Below are 19304 nucleotides of genomic sequence, written 5' to 3' on the forward strand. Positions count from 1 at the left end.
CCCGCCTGAATGCAGACGTTTGATCCCGCAACAGCGCTTTATTTGGCTGGCCGCAAGCAGTTGCGATTTACGCCTGTCCTTACCCCCGCCTGGCCGTGGTTGGATCAGTCGAGAAACACGTTGTAGCTCGCAGCCAGGGCCCTGCGCAGTTGGTCCCAATCGGCGTGAGCGAGGTGTGGAATCTCACCGGCCGCATGATCGGGCGCCTTCAGCCCCGTTGACGTGGAGATGTGAACAAGAGGACCGGGCGACAGCAGCGCCTTCTTGGCAGCGATGCGCAATGCTGCCAGGCCCGCGGCCGAAGCCGGCTCGCTCCAGAGACCGTCGAGCGCGAGAGCAGCCTGGGCATCGGCAATGCTCCGATCATGAACCGCAACGGCGAGCCCCCTTGACCGACGCAGTGCGGCGATTCCGCGGAAACCGCCGCGGGCAGAGCCGATACCGTGAGCAATGGTTTCGGTTGGTTCCAGGGTGCTGGACGAGCCGCTGGCGTATGACCGGCCGAGGGCATCCGAGCCCTCGGGTTCGGCAGCAATCAAGACGGGCTCCTCCTTCGCCAAGCCCAGTGCCTTGAGTTCGGAAAAACCCTTGCCGATCCCGAACAGCAGCTCGCCGTAGCTCGTCGGCACGGACACTGCAGCCGGCACCCGTCCAAGCTCCAGGAATATTTCGTAGGCGATGGTCTTGTAGCCCTCCGGACCGAACGGGTGGCCGGTATGGGTCGGCGCCGTGTTGCCGATCAGATACCAGCCGGACCGGGACGAGAGAACATCGAGGAGCGGCCACCGCGCGGCGCGCGGCATCGCGACAACTGCGGCGCCATGGGCGCGCATTTGCTGCGCATGCGCCTCCGATATGCGGTCGTCGCAGAGCACGATGCAGCGCAGCCCGGCTCGGGCAGAATAGGCCGCGGCCGAAGCGCCGTGGTTGCCCGACGACGAAATCACCGTACCTGTTGCCCCCGCCGCCGCGGCGGCGCTGACGGTGCAGAGGCTCAGACGATCCTTGTGACTCCAACTTGGATTGGCGCTCTCGTTCTTGATGAAGAGCTCGGGCAAACCGGCCCAGGCGGCTGCCCTTGGAGCTGGGACCAGCGGCGTCGCGCCTTCGCCACAGGACAGGCCCCGCAGGAGCGGCGGCAGCAATGGCGCCCAGCGTTCGAGACCGCTGCCGAAGCCTGACGTGAACAAATCGTCGGGAAGCCGCTCATAGGCGTAGCCGACCTCGTATGGATAGTGGAACGGCTCGTCGCCGACGCTATCGACATGGGCGACGAACGGTGCAGTTTGCGGATAGAGCGGCTGCCGCTCTCCGTCGAACATCGAGATCAGAGAGGTGGCCAGCGAGGAAGACGCGCCGACCCAGGAAGGCAGGGCCGTTTGGCCTGCAGGGCCGGGGGGCGTAGCTGGCCGGCGATCGGCAAAATCGTCCATCCTCCCCTCAGCGCAGCGGCAAGGCATAGATCTGGCCGCCGCGCGTCCAGAGATCGTTCTGGCCGCGCTCGAGGCCGATGCGGGAGCCTTTGCCGAGATTTCGTTGGAAGATCTCGCCATAATTGCCCACCGCTGCGATCATCCGGGCGACCCAGCGCTCGTCGAGGCCCAGCGCCTTGCCAAGGCCCGGCTCGCTGCCGAGCAGACGCTTGACCGACGGCGGGCCCTTTGCCGCGAGCTCGGCTGCATTGGCGGAGGTGACACCCATCTCCTCGGCCTCCATCAGCGCGAAGACCGCCCAGCGGACGACGTCGTAGAACTGCTCGTCGCCCTTGCGGATCGCGAGTGCGGTCGGCTCCTTAGACAGGCGTTCCGGGAGCAGGACGTAGTCATCGGGCCGCTCGGCCTTGAGCCGCATGCCGATGAGCGGCGTCGAGTCGTTGCTGTAGGCGTCGCAGCGGCCGGAGAAGAAGGCGTCCTCGACCGCATCGAGCGTCGCGACCGTCACCGGCGAGAAGGTCATGCCATTCGTGCGGAAATATTCGGAGAGGTTGAGCTCGGAGGTGCTGCCCTGCTGGACGCAGATTGTGGCGCCACTGAGCTGCTTTGCGCTGGTGACGCCGAGCTTGCGTGCGACGATGATCGCCTGGCCATCATAGAACCAGATAGGCGCGAAGCGCAGGCCGAGCTGAGCCTCGCGGGTCAAGGTCACGGTCGCTGTTCGCGAGAGCACATCGATCTCGCCGCTCTGCAAGGCGGTGAAGCGCGTGACAGTGGTGGTCGGCACGAAATCGACCCTGCTCGCATCGCCCAGCACGGCCGCCGCTATGGCCCGGCAGAGATCGGCATAGATGCCGGTCCACTTGCCCTCGCGATCCGGCATGGTGATACCGGGCGTGCCCTCGGAGGTGCCGCATTTGAGCACCCCGCGCTGCTTCAGCGCATCGATATGCGGTCCGGCCGCAGCCGATGGAATCGACAACCACAGCAGCCCGGCTGCGAGCGCCGTCGTCTTGAGGAAATCTGCGATCATCGGCCTCCCCATTCTTGTTTGGCTGAGGCTAGGCAGCGCAACGCTATGCGTCCAATATCCACTTACGCCAACTTGATAACGAAAACTGATAGCTATGCAGCATCGGCAGATTGAAGCCTTCGCCGCTGTCATGACCAGCGGCAGCGCCTCGCGCGCGGCTGATCTGTTGGGCGTGACCCAGCCAGCGATCAGCCGCTGCATCGCTGAGCTGGAACGCGAGCTCAGCTTCGCCCTGTTCGACAGGATTCGCGGCCGCATGGTCCCGACCTTCGAGGGTCGGATGTTCTTTCGCGAGGTGGACAGCCACTTCCTTGCAATGGCGAAACTGGAGGCCGCCGCCGCCCGCATTCGCGATTTCGGCGCCGGCGCACTCAAGATCGCAAGCCTGCATTCGCTTGGAGCCCGGTTGGTGCCCAAGGCCCTGGCCCTGTTTCAAAGAGAGTTCCCAAGCATCAACGTGACCTTGCAGGTGCAATCATCCAGTCAGGTCAGGGATCTCGTGGCATCCGGGCAATTCGACGTCGGGCTATGCTCGGAGGAGGTCGACCTCGCTGGCGTCGAGCATCAGCATTTCTCCGACTACTGGATGGTCGCGGTCGTTCCACGCGACCATCCTCTCGCGGGGCGGGCGATGATCCGGCCGGAGGATCTGCACGATCAGCCATTCCTGCAGCTTGACTTCGACGAACGTCTGGCGCGCAGCCTCCATGATGCCTTGGCCGCCGCGCAGGCGAAGCCGCGCGTTGTCGTCGACGTCGAATACTCCGTCACCGTTTGCGCGCTCGCATCAGAAGGTGCGGGGATCGGTCTGGTCAACCCTGCTGCCATCGCTGGGCTCGACCGGTCAGAATTCAAGGTATTGCGCTTCGAGCCCGCCTTGCATTTCCGCAAGCATCTCGTCTTTCCGCCAGGGCGCCCGCGGCCACAGCTCGTCCGCGACTTCCTAGGCGTGTTGGCCGAGGTGAGGAACCGTTTTGCGCTCCAACTCGACAACGCCTGACAAGCGCCAGAAGCCGACATTGGAACGTCGCCCGGAAGTGGACATCCGCGACTTCGGCCAGCCAGGCAAGGTCTCCAACGACCAGCTTGATCTCCGCCAGCAGCTTCTCGCGCTTGCGGTTCTTGTCATCGAGCCCCCTCAGCCGATGGTTCGAGGTCGATCTGCACATCGCTGATCGGGATCACACCAGACGGCGTCGACACTCGGCGGATCGGCGTGCTAGCTCCAGAGCATGGACGGGCAGAATCCTCGCGATGCGATAAGCACTCGGTTGATCGAGATTTTTCTGGCAGTCATCAAAGTCGGAACAGTGTCCCGCGCCGCCGAAACGCTCGGGATCAGCCAGCCAGCCGTCAGCAGAGCGATCGCCGATCTCGAACGAGCCCTGGGTTTCCTTCTCTTCGACCGGGTTAAAAGTCGCATTGTCGCAACCCCGGAAGGCATGCAGTTCCTCGCCGAGGTCGAGCTGCACTTCCGCGGAATGGACAAATTGCGCGCAAGCGCGGCGCGGATACGCGATCATGGCGCCGGCCAAATCCGGATCGGATCGCTCTCTGCCCTGGCATCCGCGCTCGTGCCGCGCGCTATCGGGCGCTTTCGCAGCATTCAACCGAGCATTGCCGTCACGTTGATGGTGCTCACCTCCAGGGACATAAGGGACGGTGTCGCGGCCGGTGCGTTCGATCTGGGACTGGCTGCCGACGAGATCGATACCACAGGTGTCAGCTATCAACCCTTCGTGTCGCCTGCAGCGCTGTGCGCGATCCCCCAAGGCCATCCTCTTGCTGAATACGATGTCATCCGGCCGCATCATCTGTCAGGCGTGGATTTCATCGAGTATGTCCCGGAAGACAGGGCCCGGCAGCGCTTTCATCATGTGATGAACGAGGCCGGCGCAGAGCCGCCTCGGACAGTGGTCGAGACGATCTATGCCACGACCGTCTGTACGCTTGTCGCCGAAGGAGTCGGCGTCGGACTCGTCCACCCGCATGTTCTTCCTGCGTTGAACATTGCCGGGGTGGTTCTGCGGCCGTTCGAGCCGGAGGTCAGGATCAAGAGTCTGCTGCTTTTGCCGCTGGGGCGGCCCAAATCCAATCTCGTCAGGGACTTTATCGACTGCCTCATGGTCGCGCGCTGATCCAAAGGGGCTTTGCCCTGGATATGATCCTGCCCTGCGTTCGGTCCAGGCGTTCTGACCGCCTGTCGAGACAGGCGAAGCCGGCAGCAGCCTAGGCCTATGACCTGCGGCCGCTGCGAACGAGCGCCGCGGCTATGATGTCAAAGCCCCTGAAGATGCCCTCCAGCGCCGAGCGACCTCAGAGGCGCCTGCGGTCATAACGAGCACACATAGCCGTATAACCACGCCAAAATTGACCCTATCGCCTTCCCAAGGCGATATCTCCCCCAGGCTGAAACGTCGGCCTGAGTGAGCAATAATCAATAATACCGCGCATGACCAATGTGCGAGGGGGAAGCTTTGTCAGCCACTATGCGCTCATATGCAGGCTTTGTCTCTGGTGAGCATGCCTGGCCTACACGGAATCGACTGCTTTTAGACCTTCTATGCCTTGCTGGCGCATTGATCATGGCCATCCCGCTGGTGATGGCCGCTTATATGAGCTTCTTCGCCGACGGCGTCATCGTCTTCCCACCGAGCGGCTACACCTTTGACTGGTATGCGCGGCTAGCCGAGTTTCCAAACTTCGCAAGCGGCCTCGCGACCAGCCTGAAGATCGCGCTGTTCTCCACGGCCGGCAGCATTCTGATCGGCGTGCCGGCGAGCATCGCCTTGGTCAGATATCGCTTCTTCGGACGCGCCGGCCTGAACGTCCTGTTGCTCGCTCCGCTCAGCGTTCCAGGCGTGGTCATCGGGCTCGGCATCTATATCCAGACGGTCGAGATCGATCGCATCAGCGGCGTTTCCGCGATCGGCTCTCCGGTCGTCCTGGTCCTCGCCCATCTGCTCATCACCACGCCTTGGGTCATCAGGCTGTGCATCGCTAATCTGATGCACCTCGACAGGTCGATCGAAGAGGCAGCCGCCAATCTGGGGGCCACGCCACTCAAGGTTCTTCTTCGCATTACACTTCCGATGATGAAACAAGGTGTCGTCGCAGCCGCGTTGTTTTCCTTCATCGTGTCCTTCGAAAACATCGAACTGACCTTGTTCCTCATCAGCCCCGGCACGATCACCTTTCCGATCTCGGTGCTGCAATACCTCGAATACCGCTACGACCCGCTCGCAGCAGCGGTCGTCGTCACCCAAACCCTTGTGATTGGTGCCTTGCTCCTGGCGATCGATCGCTATGTGAAGCTGAGCAGCGTCGTGTCATGACCGAAGCGCACGGAACCTTTCTCGAAATCCAAGGCCTGACGAAGACCTATGGGCCGGCCGTCGCCGTGGACAACGTCAACATCAGCGTCCGCCGCGGAGAGATGCTGGTCCTTCTCGGTCCCTCCGGATGCGGCAAGACCACGACGCTGCGTCTTATCGCCGGCTTCGTGGAGGGGTCGGCCGGCCGCATCCTCCTCGAGGGCAAGGATTACGCGAGACTGCCGCCCTACCGGCGGCAAATGGGGATGGTCTTTCAGAGCTACGCGCTCTTTCCGCATATGACGATCGCCGAGAACATCGCCTTCGGGCTGCGGATGAGGCGGCTTGCCGCGGACGAGATCCGCTCGCGCGTCGATGACATGCTCGACATGGTCAAGCTGAGGCCGATGGCCAGCCGGCTTCCGCGGCAGCTCTCAGGAGGGCAGCAGCAGCGCGTCGCACTCGCGCGGGCTTTGGCGATCAACCCCTCTGTGCTGCTGCTCGACGAGCCATTGTCGAATCTCGACGCCAATCTGCGCCAATCCGTTGCGCGCGAAATCCGGCAGCTTCAGCGGGCTCGCGGCCTGACCGCGCTCATGGTCACCCACGACCAGGAAGAGGCGATGACCATGGCGGACCGCCTGGTGGTCATGCGTGACGGACGGGTTCAGCAGATCGGCACGCAGGAAGAGCTGTATGAGCAGCCTGCCAATCCGTTCGTGGCGAGCTTCATCGGTCATAGCAACCTCATCTCCGGCGAGCTCGTCGGGGGCGATCGCCTGCAGTTGCCGGATGGGACGGTGATCCGACTGGCGGCACGCTATCAGTCGCGAGGCCAGCACACCCTGGCCATTCGTCCGGAGCGGATCCAGCTCCGGCCATCGATCGATCCGGCCGGCGCCGGCACGAGCGTCGTCGTGAAGGACGCGACCTATGTCGGCAGCCATGTCGACTACCTGCTCGGCATCGGCGCGGAGACATCGATCAGCGTGCACGATCTGGCAGGGGTGCATCGCAATGCCCGCCAGGCTGCCGGAGCGGAATTATCGGTCACCTGGGATGCGATGAACGAGCACCTCTTCGACGAAAGGGATGTTCCGGTCCGTCCGGATCTGGCTCGGCCGCTGATCAAGCAAGCCGTCTGAAACAGCCAAAAAACATCGGAGGAAACATGAGCATTTCGTCGATCTCTCGGCGGCAGGCGCTCGGGCTTATTGCCGGAGCGGCTCCATTGCCCTTCATCTGCGCGCCGGCGGTTGCGGCGCCTGCGCAAGGGCGTGTCGTCGTCAGCACCTGGGGCGGCGACTACGGCGCCTATCTGGCAAGCATCATCGAAAAGCCGCTGCTCGCGCCTTCGGGCATCGAGGCCATCCAGGATGCGGGCATCGAGCCGACGCGCATCGCCAAGGCGATCGCACAACGCCGGCTTCCCGCCGGCACGATCGACGTCATCTCCGTCCAGGGCCCGGCCGCCTATGATCTCGAACAGGCCGGGATGCTTGAGCCGCTCGATCAAGAGAAAGTGCCGAACCTCAAACATGTGCTGCCGGAGTTCGCCAATACCTATTCGATCCCGCAAATCTACAGCCCGCAGGTCCTGGCCTATAATCCGGAGCGGGTCTCGGAGGCACCGACCACCTTCTCCGACATGGAGGCCGATCGCTTCAAGGGGAAGGTCGGCCTGTTCGAGAACAGCTATCTCTGGCTGGCGATGGCGCTGGCGTTGAAACACAAGGACGATGTCGGCCAGCTGGCGGAGGTCAAGCCTCAGGTCGAGGCCCTGATACGCAATCGCGCCCGCGTCTTCACCTCGACCGAGGCCTTCGCCCCGGCGCTGAAGTCCGGCGAAATCGACATCGGCCCGCTCTGGTATGCGCGCGTCCTGTTCTGGAAGAAGGCCGGCCTCCCCATTCAGGCGGCGTTCCCCAAAGAGGGCTGCCTTGCCTATGTCACCAGCCTCTGCGTGCTGAAGAACGCGCCGAACAAGGCCGCGGCCTTCGCCTATCTCGATGCGGCGCTCGCCCCGGCAGCGCAGCGCGGTTTCGCCGAGAAAATGAGCTACCACCCGACCGTTTCGAACGCGGCGCTCGACGGAGAACTCGGGCAGCAGCTCGCGCTTCCGAACCCTGCTCCGAAGCTCATCCCGGCGCCCTATCCGAAATTGAGCGCGGTACGCGACGACATCAATGATTGGTGGCGCCGCCTGCTCGAACGAGGCTGACCATGGCGAACCGACCTCGCCAGGGCCTGACAGCCGGTCTTCTGATCGGACCGGCGACGGGGCTCGTCATCGTGACCTTGCTGGTTCCCCTCGCGCTGCTCGCACGCTACAGCCTCAATCGCTACGATCGCCATGCCTTCATGGTCGAGGCGCTGACGCTCGATAATTATCTGCGCTTCGTCACCGATCCATTCTACACGAATGTCTTCGAACGAACCGTCGGGATCGCCCTTTCGACGACAGTGCTTTGTCTCGTCCTCGCCTTCCCGATTGCCTACAGGCTGGCGCGAACGCAAAGCCGATGGAAATCGATCGGCCTGCTGGCCGTCATCCTGCCTCTCTTCATCGGGGGAACCGTGCGTGCGCTCGGATGGATGGGCGTGCTTGGTCGCGGCGGGCTCGTCGATGCCGCCTACACGGCCCTTGGCGGCCCAGGCGCCACATTGCTCTATACGACCTTCGCGGTCTCGGTCGGGATCCTGTCGATCAATCTGCCTTACATGATCCTGACCCTGCAGAGCGTGATCGAGGGCATCGACATCAGGCTCGAGGAGGCCGCGGAGAATCTGGGTGCCGATCCGGCGCGCCGGTTCTGGCACGTCATTCTCCCGCTCTCCCTGCCCGGGATCGGGACCGGCTCGATCCTCGTCTTCATTCTGGCGATGAATGCCTACGCCACCCCTTATCTGTTGGGCGGATCCCGTTTCCAGATGATGGCGCCGATGCTCTATCGAGAATATGCCCAGAACAACAACTGGCCGTTTGCGGCAGCGATCGCGTTCATCCTCATGATCACGACGCTGGCCCTCACCGGCCTATCGAGCCTCGTCGTGCAGCGGCGATACAAGGGCCGATGACCGGGCCTCGTCAGCACACCCTGTGACCATTCCCAACAGAACGACATTCCGGAGAAAACCAATGACGATCGGCGTAGGTGGTTCGAGCTTCGACGCGGAACTTGCAAAGCTCAAACCGGACATGGGCGGCGTCGAGCCGATCACGGTTGCCGAATACAGGGAGCGCATCGTGCAAGCCCAGAAATACATGCGCGAGAACGGCTATGTAGCGCTCTACATCGATGCGACGAGCAATCTCACCTACTTCTCCGGCATCCAGCTCAATCCGAGCGAGCGGCTGCACGCCATGGTCATCCCTGTCGAAGGCGATGTGGCCTTCATCTGCCCCGCTTTCGAAGAGCCGAAGACCCGCGAGCTCATGCTCTTCGGCCACGACGTGCGTTGCTGGGAGGAGCACGAGAATCCCGCAGCGCTCGTCATCGAGACGATACGCAGCCTGGGGCAGCTCCAGGGCGTCGTCGCGCTCGATCCGCAAACGCCCTTTTTCACGGTCGATGAGCTGAGAAAAGCAGCAGGAGCCTTCAGCTTCGCCAGTGGTGGTGCCCTGACTTCGCTATGTCGCGAGATCAAGTCCACGCACGAGCTGACGTTGATGCAGAAGGCGATGGACATCACGATGGCGGTTCATCGGGCTGCCGCCAGGGGCCTGTGCGCCGGGGTGACCACCACGGAGACGGTCGATTTTCTGGACAAGGCGCATCGCCGGCTCGGAGTGAACTGGACGAGCTGTTCGGCCCAATTTGGAGAAGCCACGGCCTATCCTCATGGCGTCAAGCATCCGCAGGTCCTGCGCGATGGCGACATGGTGCTGATTGACATGAGTACGAAGGTCCACGGCTACCGCTCCGACATCACCCGGAGCTTCGTGTTCGGCGAGCCGAGCGAGCGGCAAGCCCAGATATGGAATCTCGAAAAGAAGGCCCAGATGGCTGCGTTCGATGCAGCTGTCCTCGGAGCACCTTGCGAAGCCGTCGACCGGGCGGCCCGCCGCGTCATCGAGGAAGCCGGCTTCGGTCCGGGCTACAAGGTGCCGGGCCTCCCTCACCGGACAGGGCACGGCCTCGGCATCGATGTCCACGAGACTCCCTACATGGTCAGGGGAAACAAGACACTCCTGCGCCCCGGCATGTGTTTCTCGAACGAGCCGATGATCTGCATCTACGGCGAATTCGGCGTCCGCCTGGAGGACATCATCTACATGACCGAGGCCGGGGCGCGCTGGTTTAGCGAACCTGCGGCATCACTGCACGATCCCTTCGGATATGAGCTTCGCTAGACGCGGAAGCCTAGGCTAAGCCCACCGTGCCTTCCACCGGAGGCACGGTGGGCTGCTTCAGACTTTCCAACTGACGATGGCATCCGGCGATACACGCGTCTTCAGATGCCTGAGTCTCCGAAGCCCTCGATTGGACGGGCGATCGGGCCAAGCCCCAGTATCACGTAGGGTCGTGAGCTCGCACCCGCCCTGCGCCGCTTAGCAGACCAAGCGAGTGTTTTCGGACGCTCGGTCTGGCCTTGGCGCCCCCCGCGCTGCACTGGACCGATCTCCCTAGACAAGCTGCTGGAGCAAATGCCCGATGCTGCGTAAAATTGGGAAAGGGATGCGCCGACCTAACACTGCGATATGCAGCGGCAAGCGCCAATTGCCGGCGTTGGTGCTATGCCAAATAGCAGACACTCGCAGCGCGCAGCTCAGCTGCCCTAATCAAATTGGCAGCCATGGCCAAGGCGGCTTGGTCCGCGGACAACTCGCGAAAGGCTCGCTAGATATCGCTTGGTGTAACGGCGCTCGCCGCCATCCACGGTAACACCCGCCGAATTGCGCCGGACCGGGTTATCTGGATGAAAAGGCAGCATCCATGATCCGGCAATCGGTCTCGCGCAGTCGGTTCGTCGCTCAGCGCTTCGATACGGCGAAGCTGGCGCCGATCGTCAGCAAGGCTGCGATCGAAGCGGCTCCCAAGGCCAGCAAATAGACGAGAGGCCAACCTCCGCGATCCCAAGCCGGACCTGCGGCAAATGCTCCAAGCGCTCCGCCGATGAACATGAAGCTGGTGTAGAGGCCGTTCAGGCGCCCGCGCGCCTCGGGCTGGAGCATGTTGATCGCGTGGCGCCCGATGATCTGGTCGCCGGTGACACCAAGACTGAGCAGGAACGCGGCAATGCCGAGCAATGCAAGCGACAGGGTTGGCATAGCCCTGAGCGGAAGCAGCCCCCCAGCCCCGTCTGCCACGGCCACCAGCAGGAAGGCGAGCACGACCGCCCCCTGGAACAGTGGCGTCATCGTGCTCGCCTTGTTTCGGTCCGCCAGCCGCCCGGCGACAGGTGCGATCACGACTGCTCCGACGGCCGCAAGCGAGAACATCGCGAAGCCGACCTGGCCAAGCCCGTAAGGCGGGGCCGTCAGCCGTAACGCGATCGCGGTCCAGAACAGGCTGAACGCTCCCATCAGCAGGAACTGATAGGCAGAGCGCCAGCGCAGCACCGGCTCCTGCCAGATCAACGCCCCCAGCGAGGCGATCAGCGAGCCATAGCTTGCGCCGGGCGAAGGCCGTCGTTCGGGCAACGTCTTCGCCATTGCTGCGGTCAAAACCGCGATGAGAACGGCGCTCAACGCGTAGAAGGAGCGCCAGCCGGCAAATTCCGCCACCAGGCTGGCGAGCGGTCTCGAGAGCAGTGTGCCGACCATCAGCCCGCTCATCACATTGCCGACCACCCGGCCTCGCGCCTCAGGCGCTGCCAGCGCCGCCGCGATGGGAACGAGCATCTGGACGGCCGTCGCAGTCACGCCAAGCGCGACCGCGCTCGCCAGAAGAAGCGAGGTGGTCGGGGCGAGCGACGTCGATACCAGCGATGCGGCACAACAAAGCAACGTCAGCAGGATCAGGCGGCGATTGGGTATGAGGTCGACCAGCGGTACTAGGAAGACCAGCCCGAGGGCATAGCCCAATAGCGTCAGGGTCGTGACCACGCTGGCCTCAGCCGGGGTCATTCCGAAGGCCGGCCCAATCAGGCCAAGCAGGGGTTGCGAAGCGAACAGGTTGAGGACCGTGATCGCGACTGCCGCCGCGAAGAATAATGTCATGCTTGGCGTCATCGCCGCCGTGTGATCAGCCGCGGTGCGGTGATGCGCTGCATTCGATGCCTCGGTCATTGTCAGCTCCGAGCCGTTATCGGTTGCGCGGCCGGGCCCGCGAGGCTTTGGCCTGTCGCTAGTTCCTGAATGAAGGCCGACAGCGTGCGCGGCTCGCGACCGAGGATCGTTCGCAAGACGAGGCCGTTGCCCGGCGCCCCATGCGCCGCATAATGCGCATGGACCTGGCGCAGCACCTCGATCTGCGCGGGGGCATATGGCAGGTTCGCTTTCGCGGCCCATGTGTCGAAGTTCGGCTCGGCGGCGGCGATGCGGCGCCCGAGAACATCGCTCATCAAGGCGACGATCTCGTCGCGATTGGGCGACCCGTCGGCGCAAAGATCGAAGGCACCGTATGACAGACGGTTGCTGCTGAAGGCGATGGCGGCCGCTTCGGCGACGTCGCGATAATCGACCCGGGCAACGCGCATCGTCGCCGGGAACGGCTCGGCAAAGGTCGCAGTCTTCACGATGGCGGGCCAGGCGCCGACCAGATTCTGGAAGACGTTTGTCGGCCGCAGGATCGTGTAGTCGAGCCCGGACTCGAACAGCGCCTGTTCGACGACGATCTTGCTCGCGTGATTGGGGAGCTTGGCATAAGTCGGCTGGATCACCGAGGAATAGACGAGCTTCGCCACGCCCTCCTGTCGCGCGGCGCGCACCATGTTGAGGCCCATCTCTGCCTCGTCCGGGGCGAAGGCCGGGCCGATATGAAAGACGCCCTGAACGCCGCGCACCGCCGCGAGCAGCGTGTCGGGGTGACGAAGATCGCCACGAGCCAGCTCGGTAGCGCCATTCCGTAGAGCCGCCGCGGCGGCGGCATCGTCGCGCACCAGCGCCCTAACCTTGATTCCCTTGGATCGCAGCGCGGGCGGGACGAGGCCGGCAAATCGGCCATGGGCCCCGACAGCGAGGACGGTGTCGATCTCAGCAGTCATCGGCGAACTCCCTTGAACATCGTCAGCTCAATGTGAGGCTCGCAGAAAGGATTGATAATCGAGGCGCTTCGGGAGAAATTATATCGAGTAACAATATAATCGGGCTGGGCGAACTCATGCATCGTCTCGAGGACCTGGAGGCGTTCGTCGCCATCCTGGACGAGGGAAGCTTCACAGCCGCGGCGCGGGCGCTACGGCGCTCCCTGCAATCGGTCAGCAGATCGCTCGCCACCCTCGAGGAGAGCATCGGCGTCGAGCTCGTGCGCCGCACCACCCGCCGATCGCATCCGACCGAAGCGGGACGCCGCTTCTATTCGCGCATCCGGCCGGCGCTTCTCGAGATCAGCGATGCCGGCATGGAGGCCAGCAACCAGCGCGCCGAGCCTGTCGGGCTGCTACGGATCAGCGCGCCGGTGCTGTTCGCGCCCGTCCATGTCGTCCCGGCGCTGGCCGAGTTCCTTGAGCGATATCCGAAGATCGAGGTCGAGCTCAGCCTGAGCGATCGCTTTCTTGATCTGGTCGAGAATGGCATCGATCTGGCGGTCCGCATCGGCGACCTGCCCGATTCCGAGCTGAAGGCGCGGCGGCTCGGAGCCTTGCGCCGCGTGGTCTATGGATCACCGATGTATCTTGCCAAACATGGTCGCCCCAGCCATCCCAGCGAGCTTGCCGATCATCAATGCCTGGTGCGCCGTCTCGATGTGACGTCGGAGGCATGGCCGTTTCAGATCGACGGCGAGAGCCACACCATTCGCGTAAGCGGAAGGCTGCGGACCGACAGCACTGCCGCAACTTACTCGGCTGCTGCGCTCGGCCTGGGGCTCGGCTTCACCCCGCTCTGGCAGGTCCGCGACCTCGTCGAACGGGGCGAGCTGGAGATCGTGCTGGCCGAGTACGAGACGCAGAAGGTCCCGATCCATGCAGTGACGCCGGCAGCCAAGATTCCGCTGCCGGCCGCACGCCTCTTCGCCGAGCACCTCGCGCGACGCCTCAGCCCGACCAATCTCGAAGGACATCGATGAGCCCGGCAGGCAAAGCCGAATCCGCGCGCCCAGCTGACCAAAAATAGCGGCGATGCATGGTCGCGTCGGCTAAATCCCGCTTCGAACTCCCAAGGACGGCAGCAACCCCAGCGCATTTCCTGCCAGGATCGCATCGGTTGCCGAGTTCGGCAGCGACATGGCATCGAGCGATCTCACGGCTGCGGTCATCGCATCCTCGGGCGCGTAGGGATAATCGCTGCCGAAAAGGACATGCTCCGGTGTCGTCAATGCCAAGAGCGGGTTCAGCATAGACGGCTCGGCCGATAGGGCAGTATCGAAATACAGCGTCTGGAGCAGCGCCTTCACGCCCTCAGGGACCATCTTCTTGTAGTCCGGCCGGCGTTCGAGCCTGGCGAGGCGCCCGGCGAGGAACGGTATCGTGCCGCCGGCATGGGAGAAGATCATGCGGATCTTCGGAAACCGGCCGATCGTGCCGGAAAACAGCAGGTTGGCGATCGCACGCGTGGTGTCGAACGGGAATTCGAGGGAGGCTGCTGGCAGCCCGACCCAGCAGCCGCAGGGCGTGTCAGTCGGATGCACGAAGACCGTCGCCGCGCGACGGTTCAGCGCTTCGAAGATGGGGTCGAACAAGGGATCGCCGAGATAGCGTCCTTCGTAGTTGGTCAGCAGGCCGACGCCGTCGGCTTCAAGCTCGTCGAAGGCGCGTTCGATCTCCTTGAGGCTGGCCTCGATATCCGGCAGCGGCAGCGACGCGAAGCTGCCGAACCGGCTCGGATGGTCGCTTCGCATCCGCGCGGCAAAATCATTGCAATGGCAGCACAGCGCCGCACGCTCGCCCTCGTCGCACTGAAACCCCGGGGCCGAGATCGAGACGACCGCGAGCGAAACGCCATTGCGGTCCATCGCCTCGATCGACTGCTGCGGGCTCCAGGTGGGCGCCTGCCCCGAGACCAGCGTGCGGCCGATCGCATCCGCGCCGACCAGCTCGCGATAGCGCGGCGGTATGAAATGGTGATGGATGTCGATGCGCCGTCGCATCGGCGCTGCGCCAGTCATCGGTTGCCGCCGGGCAACAGCGCGTCCGGGACCTGCGGATGCGCCTGCATCCCCCCGGTGACCGCCGGTCCAGCAGCCCAGGCCAGCTCGACGGCCTCTGCCGTGACCACATCGCCGAGCAGGAAACCGACATTGGCCAGCGTGGCCTGGTGCTGCACCGCCGCGTGCGAGGCGACGGCGTCCTGCACGATTGCGACGTCGAAGCCGCGGCTATGAGCTTCGCGCAAGGTCGATTCGACGCAGACATTGGTCTGAACACCGGCGAAGACGAGGGCTTCGCGCCCAAATTCCCGCAGGTGTCGCTCCAAGTCCGGATTCGAGAAGCCGGAATAGGTGTGCTTCTCGAAGACGGTCTCGTTCGCCTCCGGCGAGACGCCGAAGAATCCCGCACCCCAGGAACCGCGCTCGCAACAGATGGCGCTGGCGCCGATCCGGCGCCGTTGCGCGATCATCGAGGGCGGGATCTCGCGCTCCTCATAGCAGGCGGTCAGCCAGATCACCGGAACCCCGGCACGCCGCGCCCTCGCCAGCAGGCCATTGAGCGGCGGCACGATGGCGGCGAGGCCGGAGACGTCCTTGCCGATACCGTCGATATAGCCGCCGGGAGCACAGAAATCGTTCTGCATGTCGACGACGATCAGTGCGGTGCGTTGTGGCGCTAGCCGCTCCTCGACCGTCGCCAAGATGCTCCGGCTGGCGAACGCGCTGCTTTTCTCAGGTGTGGCCATGTCAGGCGAAATCCGACCAGACGCTGGCGCCGATGCCGCAACGCATCTCCGCCGACGCAACGTAGAAGACTGAGCGTGCGCCGGTGCCGCCCGCCGCCGCCATCGCCACCATCCAGGCGAGGAGCTCGGTGGTGCCGCCGCCGCCGGCATCGTTCATCCGCTCGACGGTCGCCTCGCGGATCACCCGATCGGCGTCGCTTTCTTCCATCAGTTCGAGGAACCAGCGGTCGAACCTCGAATCCATGGTGAAGTAGCGCGGCCCGCCGGGCTCATGCGACAGCCCGCCCGTGCCCATCAGCCCTACGCGAAGGCCGGCAGGCAGGACGTCGCGCACGATCCGCCGCAATTCCTGGCCGAAGCGGATGCAATCGGCCGGCTCGGGAACCGGAGGATTGATGCAGTTCATATGGATCGGCAGGATCGGGACGTCATAGCCGAGATACCAGAGCGGCACCGACCAATTGTCGTCGAAGAGCAGGCCATCGCCGCGATCGATCTTGTGGCCGGCCGCCATCGCCTCGCGGGCGATGATCTCCGCAATCGCCGGCCGGCCGCGGACCTGGTAGCCGGGCTGCTTCAGCCAGGCCTTGAAGAACTCGGCCGGGCCGGTCCACTCAGAGGCGCAATCGACGCGCCAGTTCGGCGGGTTCTTCAGCGGCAGGTTGAGCAGATGGTCGTTGCCGACGCCGATGATCACGTCCGGCTTCGCCGCGCGCATGATCTGGCCGAGCTCCTCATAGCCGGCCTTGATCGCCTGCTGATCGGAGACGGGGCAGGAATCGAGCCAGCCCGTTACGCCCGGCGCATGCGCCATGGCCATGATCGAAACGAACTCAGCCATGCGGCTTCTCCTCGCTTGAAATGTCGCGATGCTCGACGATCTGATCGCCGAAGGAGCGGCGATAAGCTTCGGCTGCCGCACTCTTGGTCGTGTTGCCGGCTGCGCCGTGAAAGAGTCGCGTGACCTGCGGCAGGAAGTATGGGTGCACGCCGAGCTCGCCGAGGCGCCGGACGTCGACGGCGCGGAACGCCTCGCGCTCTGCCACGCTGAGGCCATAGGCCTCCATCAGCTCTTCGAGCCGCTCCTTGAAGTGCGGCCAGACATCATTGTCGCGGCGGATGTCGAAGATCAGCCGGTTGGACGGCAGGTCTGGGTCGAATTCGTTCGCCATCGTGAGTTCTCCTGTCAGGCGATCCTTAGCGGCCGGCATTCCCTCGTGCAACAATAATTTATAAATTTTACACTTTTGATGCAAAATCAACTTCTTAGAAATTACCCCATATGCACCTGATTTCGTGTATTGCAGGTGAAACTGAGTAGGCGGGCCGATCTCGATTCGCGCCCGCAAGGGGGTATGGATGGCGGATAGTGCCAGCAAACAGCCGAAACCCGACTGGGGCCCCTCGGCTTGGCTGCTCAGACAGGACGGGCCGCGCACCCAGGCCGACGAGGCGCTCATCAAGCTGCGCCGCGACATCATCGTCGGCGAGTTCGAGCCCGGAAAGCGGCTGCGGCCGGACCAGCTCGAGGAGCGCTACGACATTGGCCGCAATCCGGTCAGGGAGGCGCTGTCGCGCCTTGCCGTCGAAGGGCTGGTGCGCGGCGAAGGGCAGCGCGGGTTCCAGGTCGCACCGGTGTCGCGCGAGGAATTGCTCGATGTCGCCGATCTCAGGCAGCGATTCTCGACGATGGCGTTGGCCCGCTCGATCGCCAATGGCGACGATGAGTGGGAGGCCGGGATCGTCGCCGCCTATCACCGCATGTCGCGCATGGAGACGAGCCTGACTGGCGATCCAGCGAGCTACGCCGACGAATGGGAACAGCGCAACAACGCCTTCCACAATGCGCTCGAAGCGGCTTGTGGCTCGCCCTGGTTGCTGCATTTCTGCGCCCTGCTCTACGAGCAATCGGAGCGCTATCGCCGCGCCGTGGTGCGTTATCCCGAGCTGCGACCCTCGATCCATGCCGAGCACAAGGCGATTCTCGAAGCCTGCCTTGCCCGCCGCGAGGCGGAGGCCTGCCGACTGCTCGCTGAGCATATCGAGGGTGGTGCGCGGGCAACGCTCGCCAGGCTCGACGAGCAGCTCGGTGCAAGCCCGCCGAAGCGCCGCCGGGGTCGCTGAGAGTCTTTTTGTGCACTTCCAATTTTTTATGTGAAATGGAAAATTCATAAATTATTTGACAGGCCCCGATTTCGATGATCCTTTGAGCTCACCCAGACGCCTCGTCGGCGTCGCAGTCCCGGAATCGGGCAAGGGGCGGGATTTCCGCAGGCTCGCGCACGACCGCCAGAGGGGCGGGTGAAGCGCAGGTCGTGAGTCGGCAGCGGGCAACGCTGCATCTGAAACGGGAGATGATCGTGAACGGGGATTTCGGCTGGGCGCTGCGCGCCGCAACGTTCGGGCTGGCTTTGGCAGCCGGGTTTTCGCCGGCAGCGGCCCCTGCCGCCGATGGCAAGCTGGTCGTCGGGGTGATCCTGCCGTTGTCAGGCACCTTCGCCAACGAGGGACGCCAGTATGAGCAGGGCATCGCCGCCTATCAAAAGCTCAACGGCAAGACGGTGGCAGGACAGCCGGTGGAAATCGTCACGCGCGACGACCAGGGGCCAGGCTCCGGCGACCTCGCCCGCCGACTGACGCAGGAACTGATCCTGCGCGAGAAGGCGGATGTGATCATCGGCTACAGCTTCACACCGAACGCGATGTCGGCCGCCTCGCTGCTCGGCGAGGCCAAGCGCCCGGCGATCATCGTCAACGCGGCGACCTCGATCATCACCGAACGCTCGCCCTATTTCGTTCGTGTCTCCTGGACCTTGCCGCAATCTGCGGCAACGCTCGGCGACTGGGCGGCGAAGAACGGCATCAAGACCGTCTACACGATGGTCTCCGACTTTGCGCCGGGCATCGATGCCGAGACCTGGTTCAAGAAGGCCTTCATCGCCGGTGGCGGACAGGTGGTCGGTGAAGTCCGCACTCCCGTCACCTCAATGGAGTATGCGCCCTATCTGCAACGCGTCATCGAGGCCAAGCCGGATGCGCTCTTCGCCTTCAATCCCGGCGGTGACGTCTCGGTGGCCTTCATGAAGGCCGCACGCGAGCGCAATCTCGCCGGGGCCGGTATCAAGCTGCTGGTCACTGGCGACGTGGTCGAAGACAACTCGCTGTCGTTGATCGGCGAAGGGCTCGACGGCGTGATCTCGGCCCATCACTACCAGTCAGGCATCGCAAGCGCCGAGAACGAGCGCTTCATCAAGGCCTACAAGGAGGTCGCCGGGGCGGCGGCGATCCCGAACTTCCGCGCGGTCCAAGCCTATGACGCGATGGACCTGCTCTACAAGGCCGTCGCCAAGTCCGGTGGCAAGACCGATGCCGCCGGCTTGCTCGAGGCGATGAAGGGCCTCACCCTGACGAGCCCGCGCGGCACGATCACCATCGATCCGCAGACGCGCGATGTGGTGCAGGACGTCTATATTCGCCGCGGCGAGAAGCTCGACGGGCGTTGGCAGAACAGGGCTTTCGAGACCTACAAGGCCGTCGTCGACCCCGGCAAGACCGCGCGCTGAGCCGGCGGGCAAGGAGTCAATCCA

General features: G+C 63.9%; 18 protein-coding genes. 10 read left to right on the forward strand and 8 right to left on the reverse strand.

Going from position 1 to position 19304, the window contains the following annotated elements:
* Nucleotides 1–104: 104 nt before the first annotated feature.
* Both GV161_RS26670 and GV161_RS26675 read right to left on the reverse strand, forming a co-directional pair.
* Nucleotides 105–1433 carry a pyridoxal-phosphate dependent enzyme gene (locus GV161_RS26670; protein WP_159650438.1) on the reverse strand — a complete coding sequence of 443 codons (1329 nt, stop codon included), beginning with the start codon at nucleotides 1431–1433 and terminating at the stop codon, nucleotides 105–107.
* Nucleotides 1434–1440: 7 nt separating this feature from the next.
* Nucleotides 1441–2466, reverse strand: coding sequence for an amino acid ABC transporter substrate-binding protein (locus tag GV161_RS26675; RefSeq protein ID WP_152014880.1), 1026 nt, complete (start codon nucleotides 2464–2466; stop codon nucleotides 1441–1443).
* Nucleotides 2467–2560: 94 nt separating this feature from the next.
* Here GV161_RS26675 and GV161_RS26680 point away from each other — a divergent pair, with 94 nt between their 5' ends.
* The 7 genes from GV161_RS26680 to GV161_RS26710 all read left to right on the forward strand — a co-directional run bounded on the left by GV161_RS26680 (nucleotide 2561) and on the right by GV161_RS26710 (nucleotide 10134).
* Nucleotides 2561–3466 (forward strand): LysR substrate-binding domain-containing protein, encoded by a 906-nt coding sequence (locus GV161_RS26680; RefSeq protein ID WP_152014881.1) that lies wholly within the window; start codon nucleotides 2561–2563, stop codon nucleotides 3464–3466.
* 271 nt (nucleotides 3467–3737) lie between these two features.
* The gene (locus tag GV161_RS26685) at nucleotides 3738–4604 is read left to right on the forward strand and encodes a LysR substrate-binding domain-containing protein (protein ID WP_244624095.1); all 867 of its coding nucleotides are present in this window, start codon (nucleotides 3738–3740) and stop codon (nucleotides 4602–4604) included.
* Nucleotides 4605–5051: 447 nt separating this feature from the next.
* The gene (locus tag GV161_RS26690) at nucleotides 5052–5801 is read left to right on the forward strand and encodes an ABC transporter permease (RefSeq protein WP_159650440.1); all 750 of its coding nucleotides are present in this window, start codon (nucleotides 5052–5054) and stop codon (nucleotides 5799–5801) included.
* Nucleotides 5798–6925, forward strand: coding sequence for an ABC transporter ATP-binding protein (locus tag GV161_RS26695; RefSeq protein ID WP_152014883.1), 1128 nt, complete (start codon nucleotides 5798–5800; stop codon nucleotides 6923–6925). Before GV161_RS26690 ends, GV161_RS26695 begins: the two co-directional genes overlap by 4 nt.
* Nucleotides 6926–6951: 26 nt before the next feature.
* A complete protein-coding gene (locus GV161_RS26700) occupies nucleotides 6952–8001 on the forward strand; it encodes an extracellular solute-binding protein (RefSeq protein WP_152014884.1) in 1050 nt (349 codons plus the stop codon).
* Nucleotides 8002–8141: 140 nt separating this feature from the next.
* Nucleotides 8142–8858 (forward strand): ABC transporter permease, encoded by a 717-nt coding sequence (locus GV161_RS26705; protein ID WP_244624096.1) that lies wholly within the window; start codon nucleotides 8142–8144, stop codon nucleotides 8856–8858.
* Nucleotides 8859–8919: 61 nt separating this feature from the next.
* Complete coding sequence (locus tag GV161_RS26710; protein WP_152014886.1) at nucleotides 8920–10134, forward strand: Xaa-Pro peptidase family protein; 1215 nt, start codon at nucleotides 8920–8922, stop codon at nucleotides 10132–10134.
* A 621-nt stretch (nucleotides 10135–10755) separates the two neighbouring features.
* Here GV161_RS26710 and GV161_RS26715 read toward each other — a convergent pair.
* Both GV161_RS26715 and GV161_RS26720 read right to left on the reverse strand, forming a co-directional pair.
* Nucleotides 10756–11943: an MFS transporter gene (locus GV161_RS26715; protein ID WP_159650442.1), complete on the reverse strand. Its 1188-nt coding sequence runs from the start codon at nucleotides 11941–11943 to the stop codon at nucleotides 10756–10758.
* 71 nt (nucleotides 11944–12014) lie between these two features.
* The gene (locus GV161_RS26720) at nucleotides 12015–12929 is read right to left on the reverse strand and encodes an NmrA family NAD(P)-binding protein (protein ID WP_152014888.1); all 915 of its coding nucleotides are present in this window, start codon (nucleotides 12927–12929) and stop codon (nucleotides 12015–12017) included.
* Between the two features lie 32 nt (nucleotides 12930–12961).
* Between GV161_RS26720 and GV161_RS26725 the strand changes: the two genes are divergently transcribed.
* Complete coding sequence (locus tag GV161_RS26725) at nucleotides 12962–13951, forward strand: LysR family transcriptional regulator (protein ID WP_244624097.1); 990 nt, start codon at nucleotides 12962–12964, stop codon at nucleotides 13949–13951.
* A gap of 69 nt (nucleotides 13952–14020) precedes the next feature.
* On the opposite strand, the gene GV161_RS26730 is transcribed toward GV161_RS26725, so the two are convergent.
* The 4 genes from GV161_RS26730 to GV161_RS26745 are packed head-to-tail and all read right to left on the reverse strand — an operon-like array spanning nucleotide 14021 to nucleotide 16889.
* Nucleotides 14021–14989, reverse strand: a complete 969-nt coding sequence (locus GV161_RS26730; protein ID WP_152014889.1) for an amidohydrolase family protein — start codon at nucleotides 14987–14989, stop codon at nucleotides 14021–14023.
* A complete protein-coding gene (locus GV161_RS26735) occupies nucleotides 14986–15717 on the reverse strand; it encodes an isochorismatase family cysteine hydrolase (protein ID WP_159650444.1) in 732 nt (243 codons plus the stop codon). The genes GV161_RS26730 and GV161_RS26735 overlap by 4 nt, the downstream gene beginning before the upstream one ends.
* A 1-nt stretch (nucleotide 15718) precedes the next feature.
* Nucleotides 15719–16558, reverse strand: a complete 840-nt coding sequence (locus GV161_RS26740; RefSeq protein WP_152014891.1) for a hypothetical protein — start codon at nucleotides 16556–16558, stop codon at nucleotides 15719–15721.
* Nucleotides 16551–16889: a hypothetical protein gene (locus tag GV161_RS26745; RefSeq protein WP_152014892.1), complete on the reverse strand. Its 339-nt coding sequence runs from the start codon at nucleotides 16887–16889 to the stop codon at nucleotides 16551–16553. Before GV161_RS26745 ends, GV161_RS26740 begins: the two co-directional genes overlap by 8 nt.
* Before the next feature lie 187 nt (nucleotides 16890–17076).
* Between GV161_RS26745 and GV161_RS26750 the strand changes: the two genes are divergently transcribed.
* Nucleotides 17077–17841, forward strand: a complete 765-nt coding sequence (locus tag GV161_RS26750; protein WP_152014893.1) for an FCD domain-containing protein — start codon at nucleotides 17077–17079, stop codon at nucleotides 17839–17841.
* 236 nt (nucleotides 17842–18077) lie between these two features.
* Nucleotides 18078–19280 carry an ABC transporter substrate-binding protein gene (locus GV161_RS26755; RefSeq protein WP_201303056.1) on the forward strand — a complete coding sequence of 401 codons (1203 nt, stop codon included), beginning with the start codon at nucleotides 18078–18080 and terminating at the stop codon, nucleotides 19278–19280.
* Nucleotides 19281–19304: the final 24 nt, after the last annotated feature.

Origin of the sequence: Bosea sp. 29B, assembly GCF_902506165.1 — a bacterium.
In the GTDB taxonomy this organism is placed as follows: Bacteria; Pseudomonadota; Alphaproteobacteria; order Rhizobiales; family Beijerinckiaceae; genus Allobosea.

What these genes read in the sequence shown, in the direction of transcription:
- GV161_RS26710 (WP_152014886.1), top strand. Translation starts at nt 8,920, where the DNA reads ATGACGATCGGCGTAGGTGGTTCGAGCTTCGACGCGGAACTTGCAAAG.
- GV161_RS26695 (WP_152014883.1), top strand. Translation starts at nt 5,798, where the DNA reads ATGACCGAAGCGCACGGAACCTTTCTCGAAATCCAAGGCCTGACGAAG.
- GV161_RS26670 (WP_159650438.1), bottom strand. Translation starts at nt 1,433, where the DNA reads ATGGACGATTTTGCCGATCGCCGGCCAGCTACGCCCCCCGGCCCTGCA.
- GV161_RS26750 (WP_152014893.1), top strand. Translation starts at nt 17,077, where the DNA reads ATGGCGGATAGTGCCAGCAAACAGCCGAAACCCGACTGGGGCCCCTCG.
- GV161_RS26715 (WP_159650442.1), bottom strand. Translation starts at nt 11,943, where the DNA reads ATGACATTATTCTTCGCGGCGGCAGTCGCGATCACGGTCCTCAACCTG.
- GV161_RS26740 (WP_152014891.1), bottom strand. Translation starts at nt 16,558, where the DNA reads ATGGCTGAGTTCGTTTCGATCATGGCCATGGCGCATGCGCCGGGCGTA.
- GV161_RS26705 (WP_244624096.1), top strand. Translation starts at nt 8,142, where the DNA reads ATGGTCGAGGCGCTGACGCTCGATAATTATCTGCGCTTCGTCACCGAT.
- GV161_RS26680 (WP_152014881.1), top strand. Translation starts at nt 2,561, where the DNA reads ATGCAGCATCGGCAGATTGAAGCCTTCGCCGCTGTCATGACCAGCGGC.
- GV161_RS26700 (WP_152014884.1), top strand. Translation starts at nt 6,952, where the DNA reads ATGAGCATTTCGTCGATCTCTCGGCGGCAGGCGCTCGGGCTTATTGCC.
- GV161_RS26735 (WP_159650444.1), bottom strand. Translation starts at nt 15,717, where the DNA reads ATGGCCACACCTGAGAAAAGCAGCGCGTTCGCCAGCCGGAGCATCTTG.
- GV161_RS26690 (WP_159650440.1), top strand. Translation starts at nt 5,052, where the DNA reads ATGGCCATCCCGCTGGTGATGGCCGCTTATATGAGCTTCTTCGCCGAC.
- GV161_RS26745 (WP_152014892.1), bottom strand. Translation starts at nt 16,889, where the DNA reads ATGGCGAACGAATTCGACCCAGACCTGCCGTCCAACCGGCTGATCTTC.
- GV161_RS26675 (WP_152014880.1), bottom strand. Translation starts at nt 2,466, where the DNA reads ATGATCGCAGATTTCCTCAAGACGACGGCGCTCGCAGCCGGGCTGCTG.
- GV161_RS26730 (WP_152014889.1), bottom strand. Translation starts at nt 14,989, where the DNA reads ATGACTGGCGCAGCGCCGATGCGACGGCGCATCGACATCCATCACCAT.
- GV161_RS26720 (WP_152014888.1), bottom strand. Translation starts at nt 12,929, where the DNA reads ATGACTGCTGAGATCGACACCGTCCTCGCTGTCGGGGCCCATGGCCGA.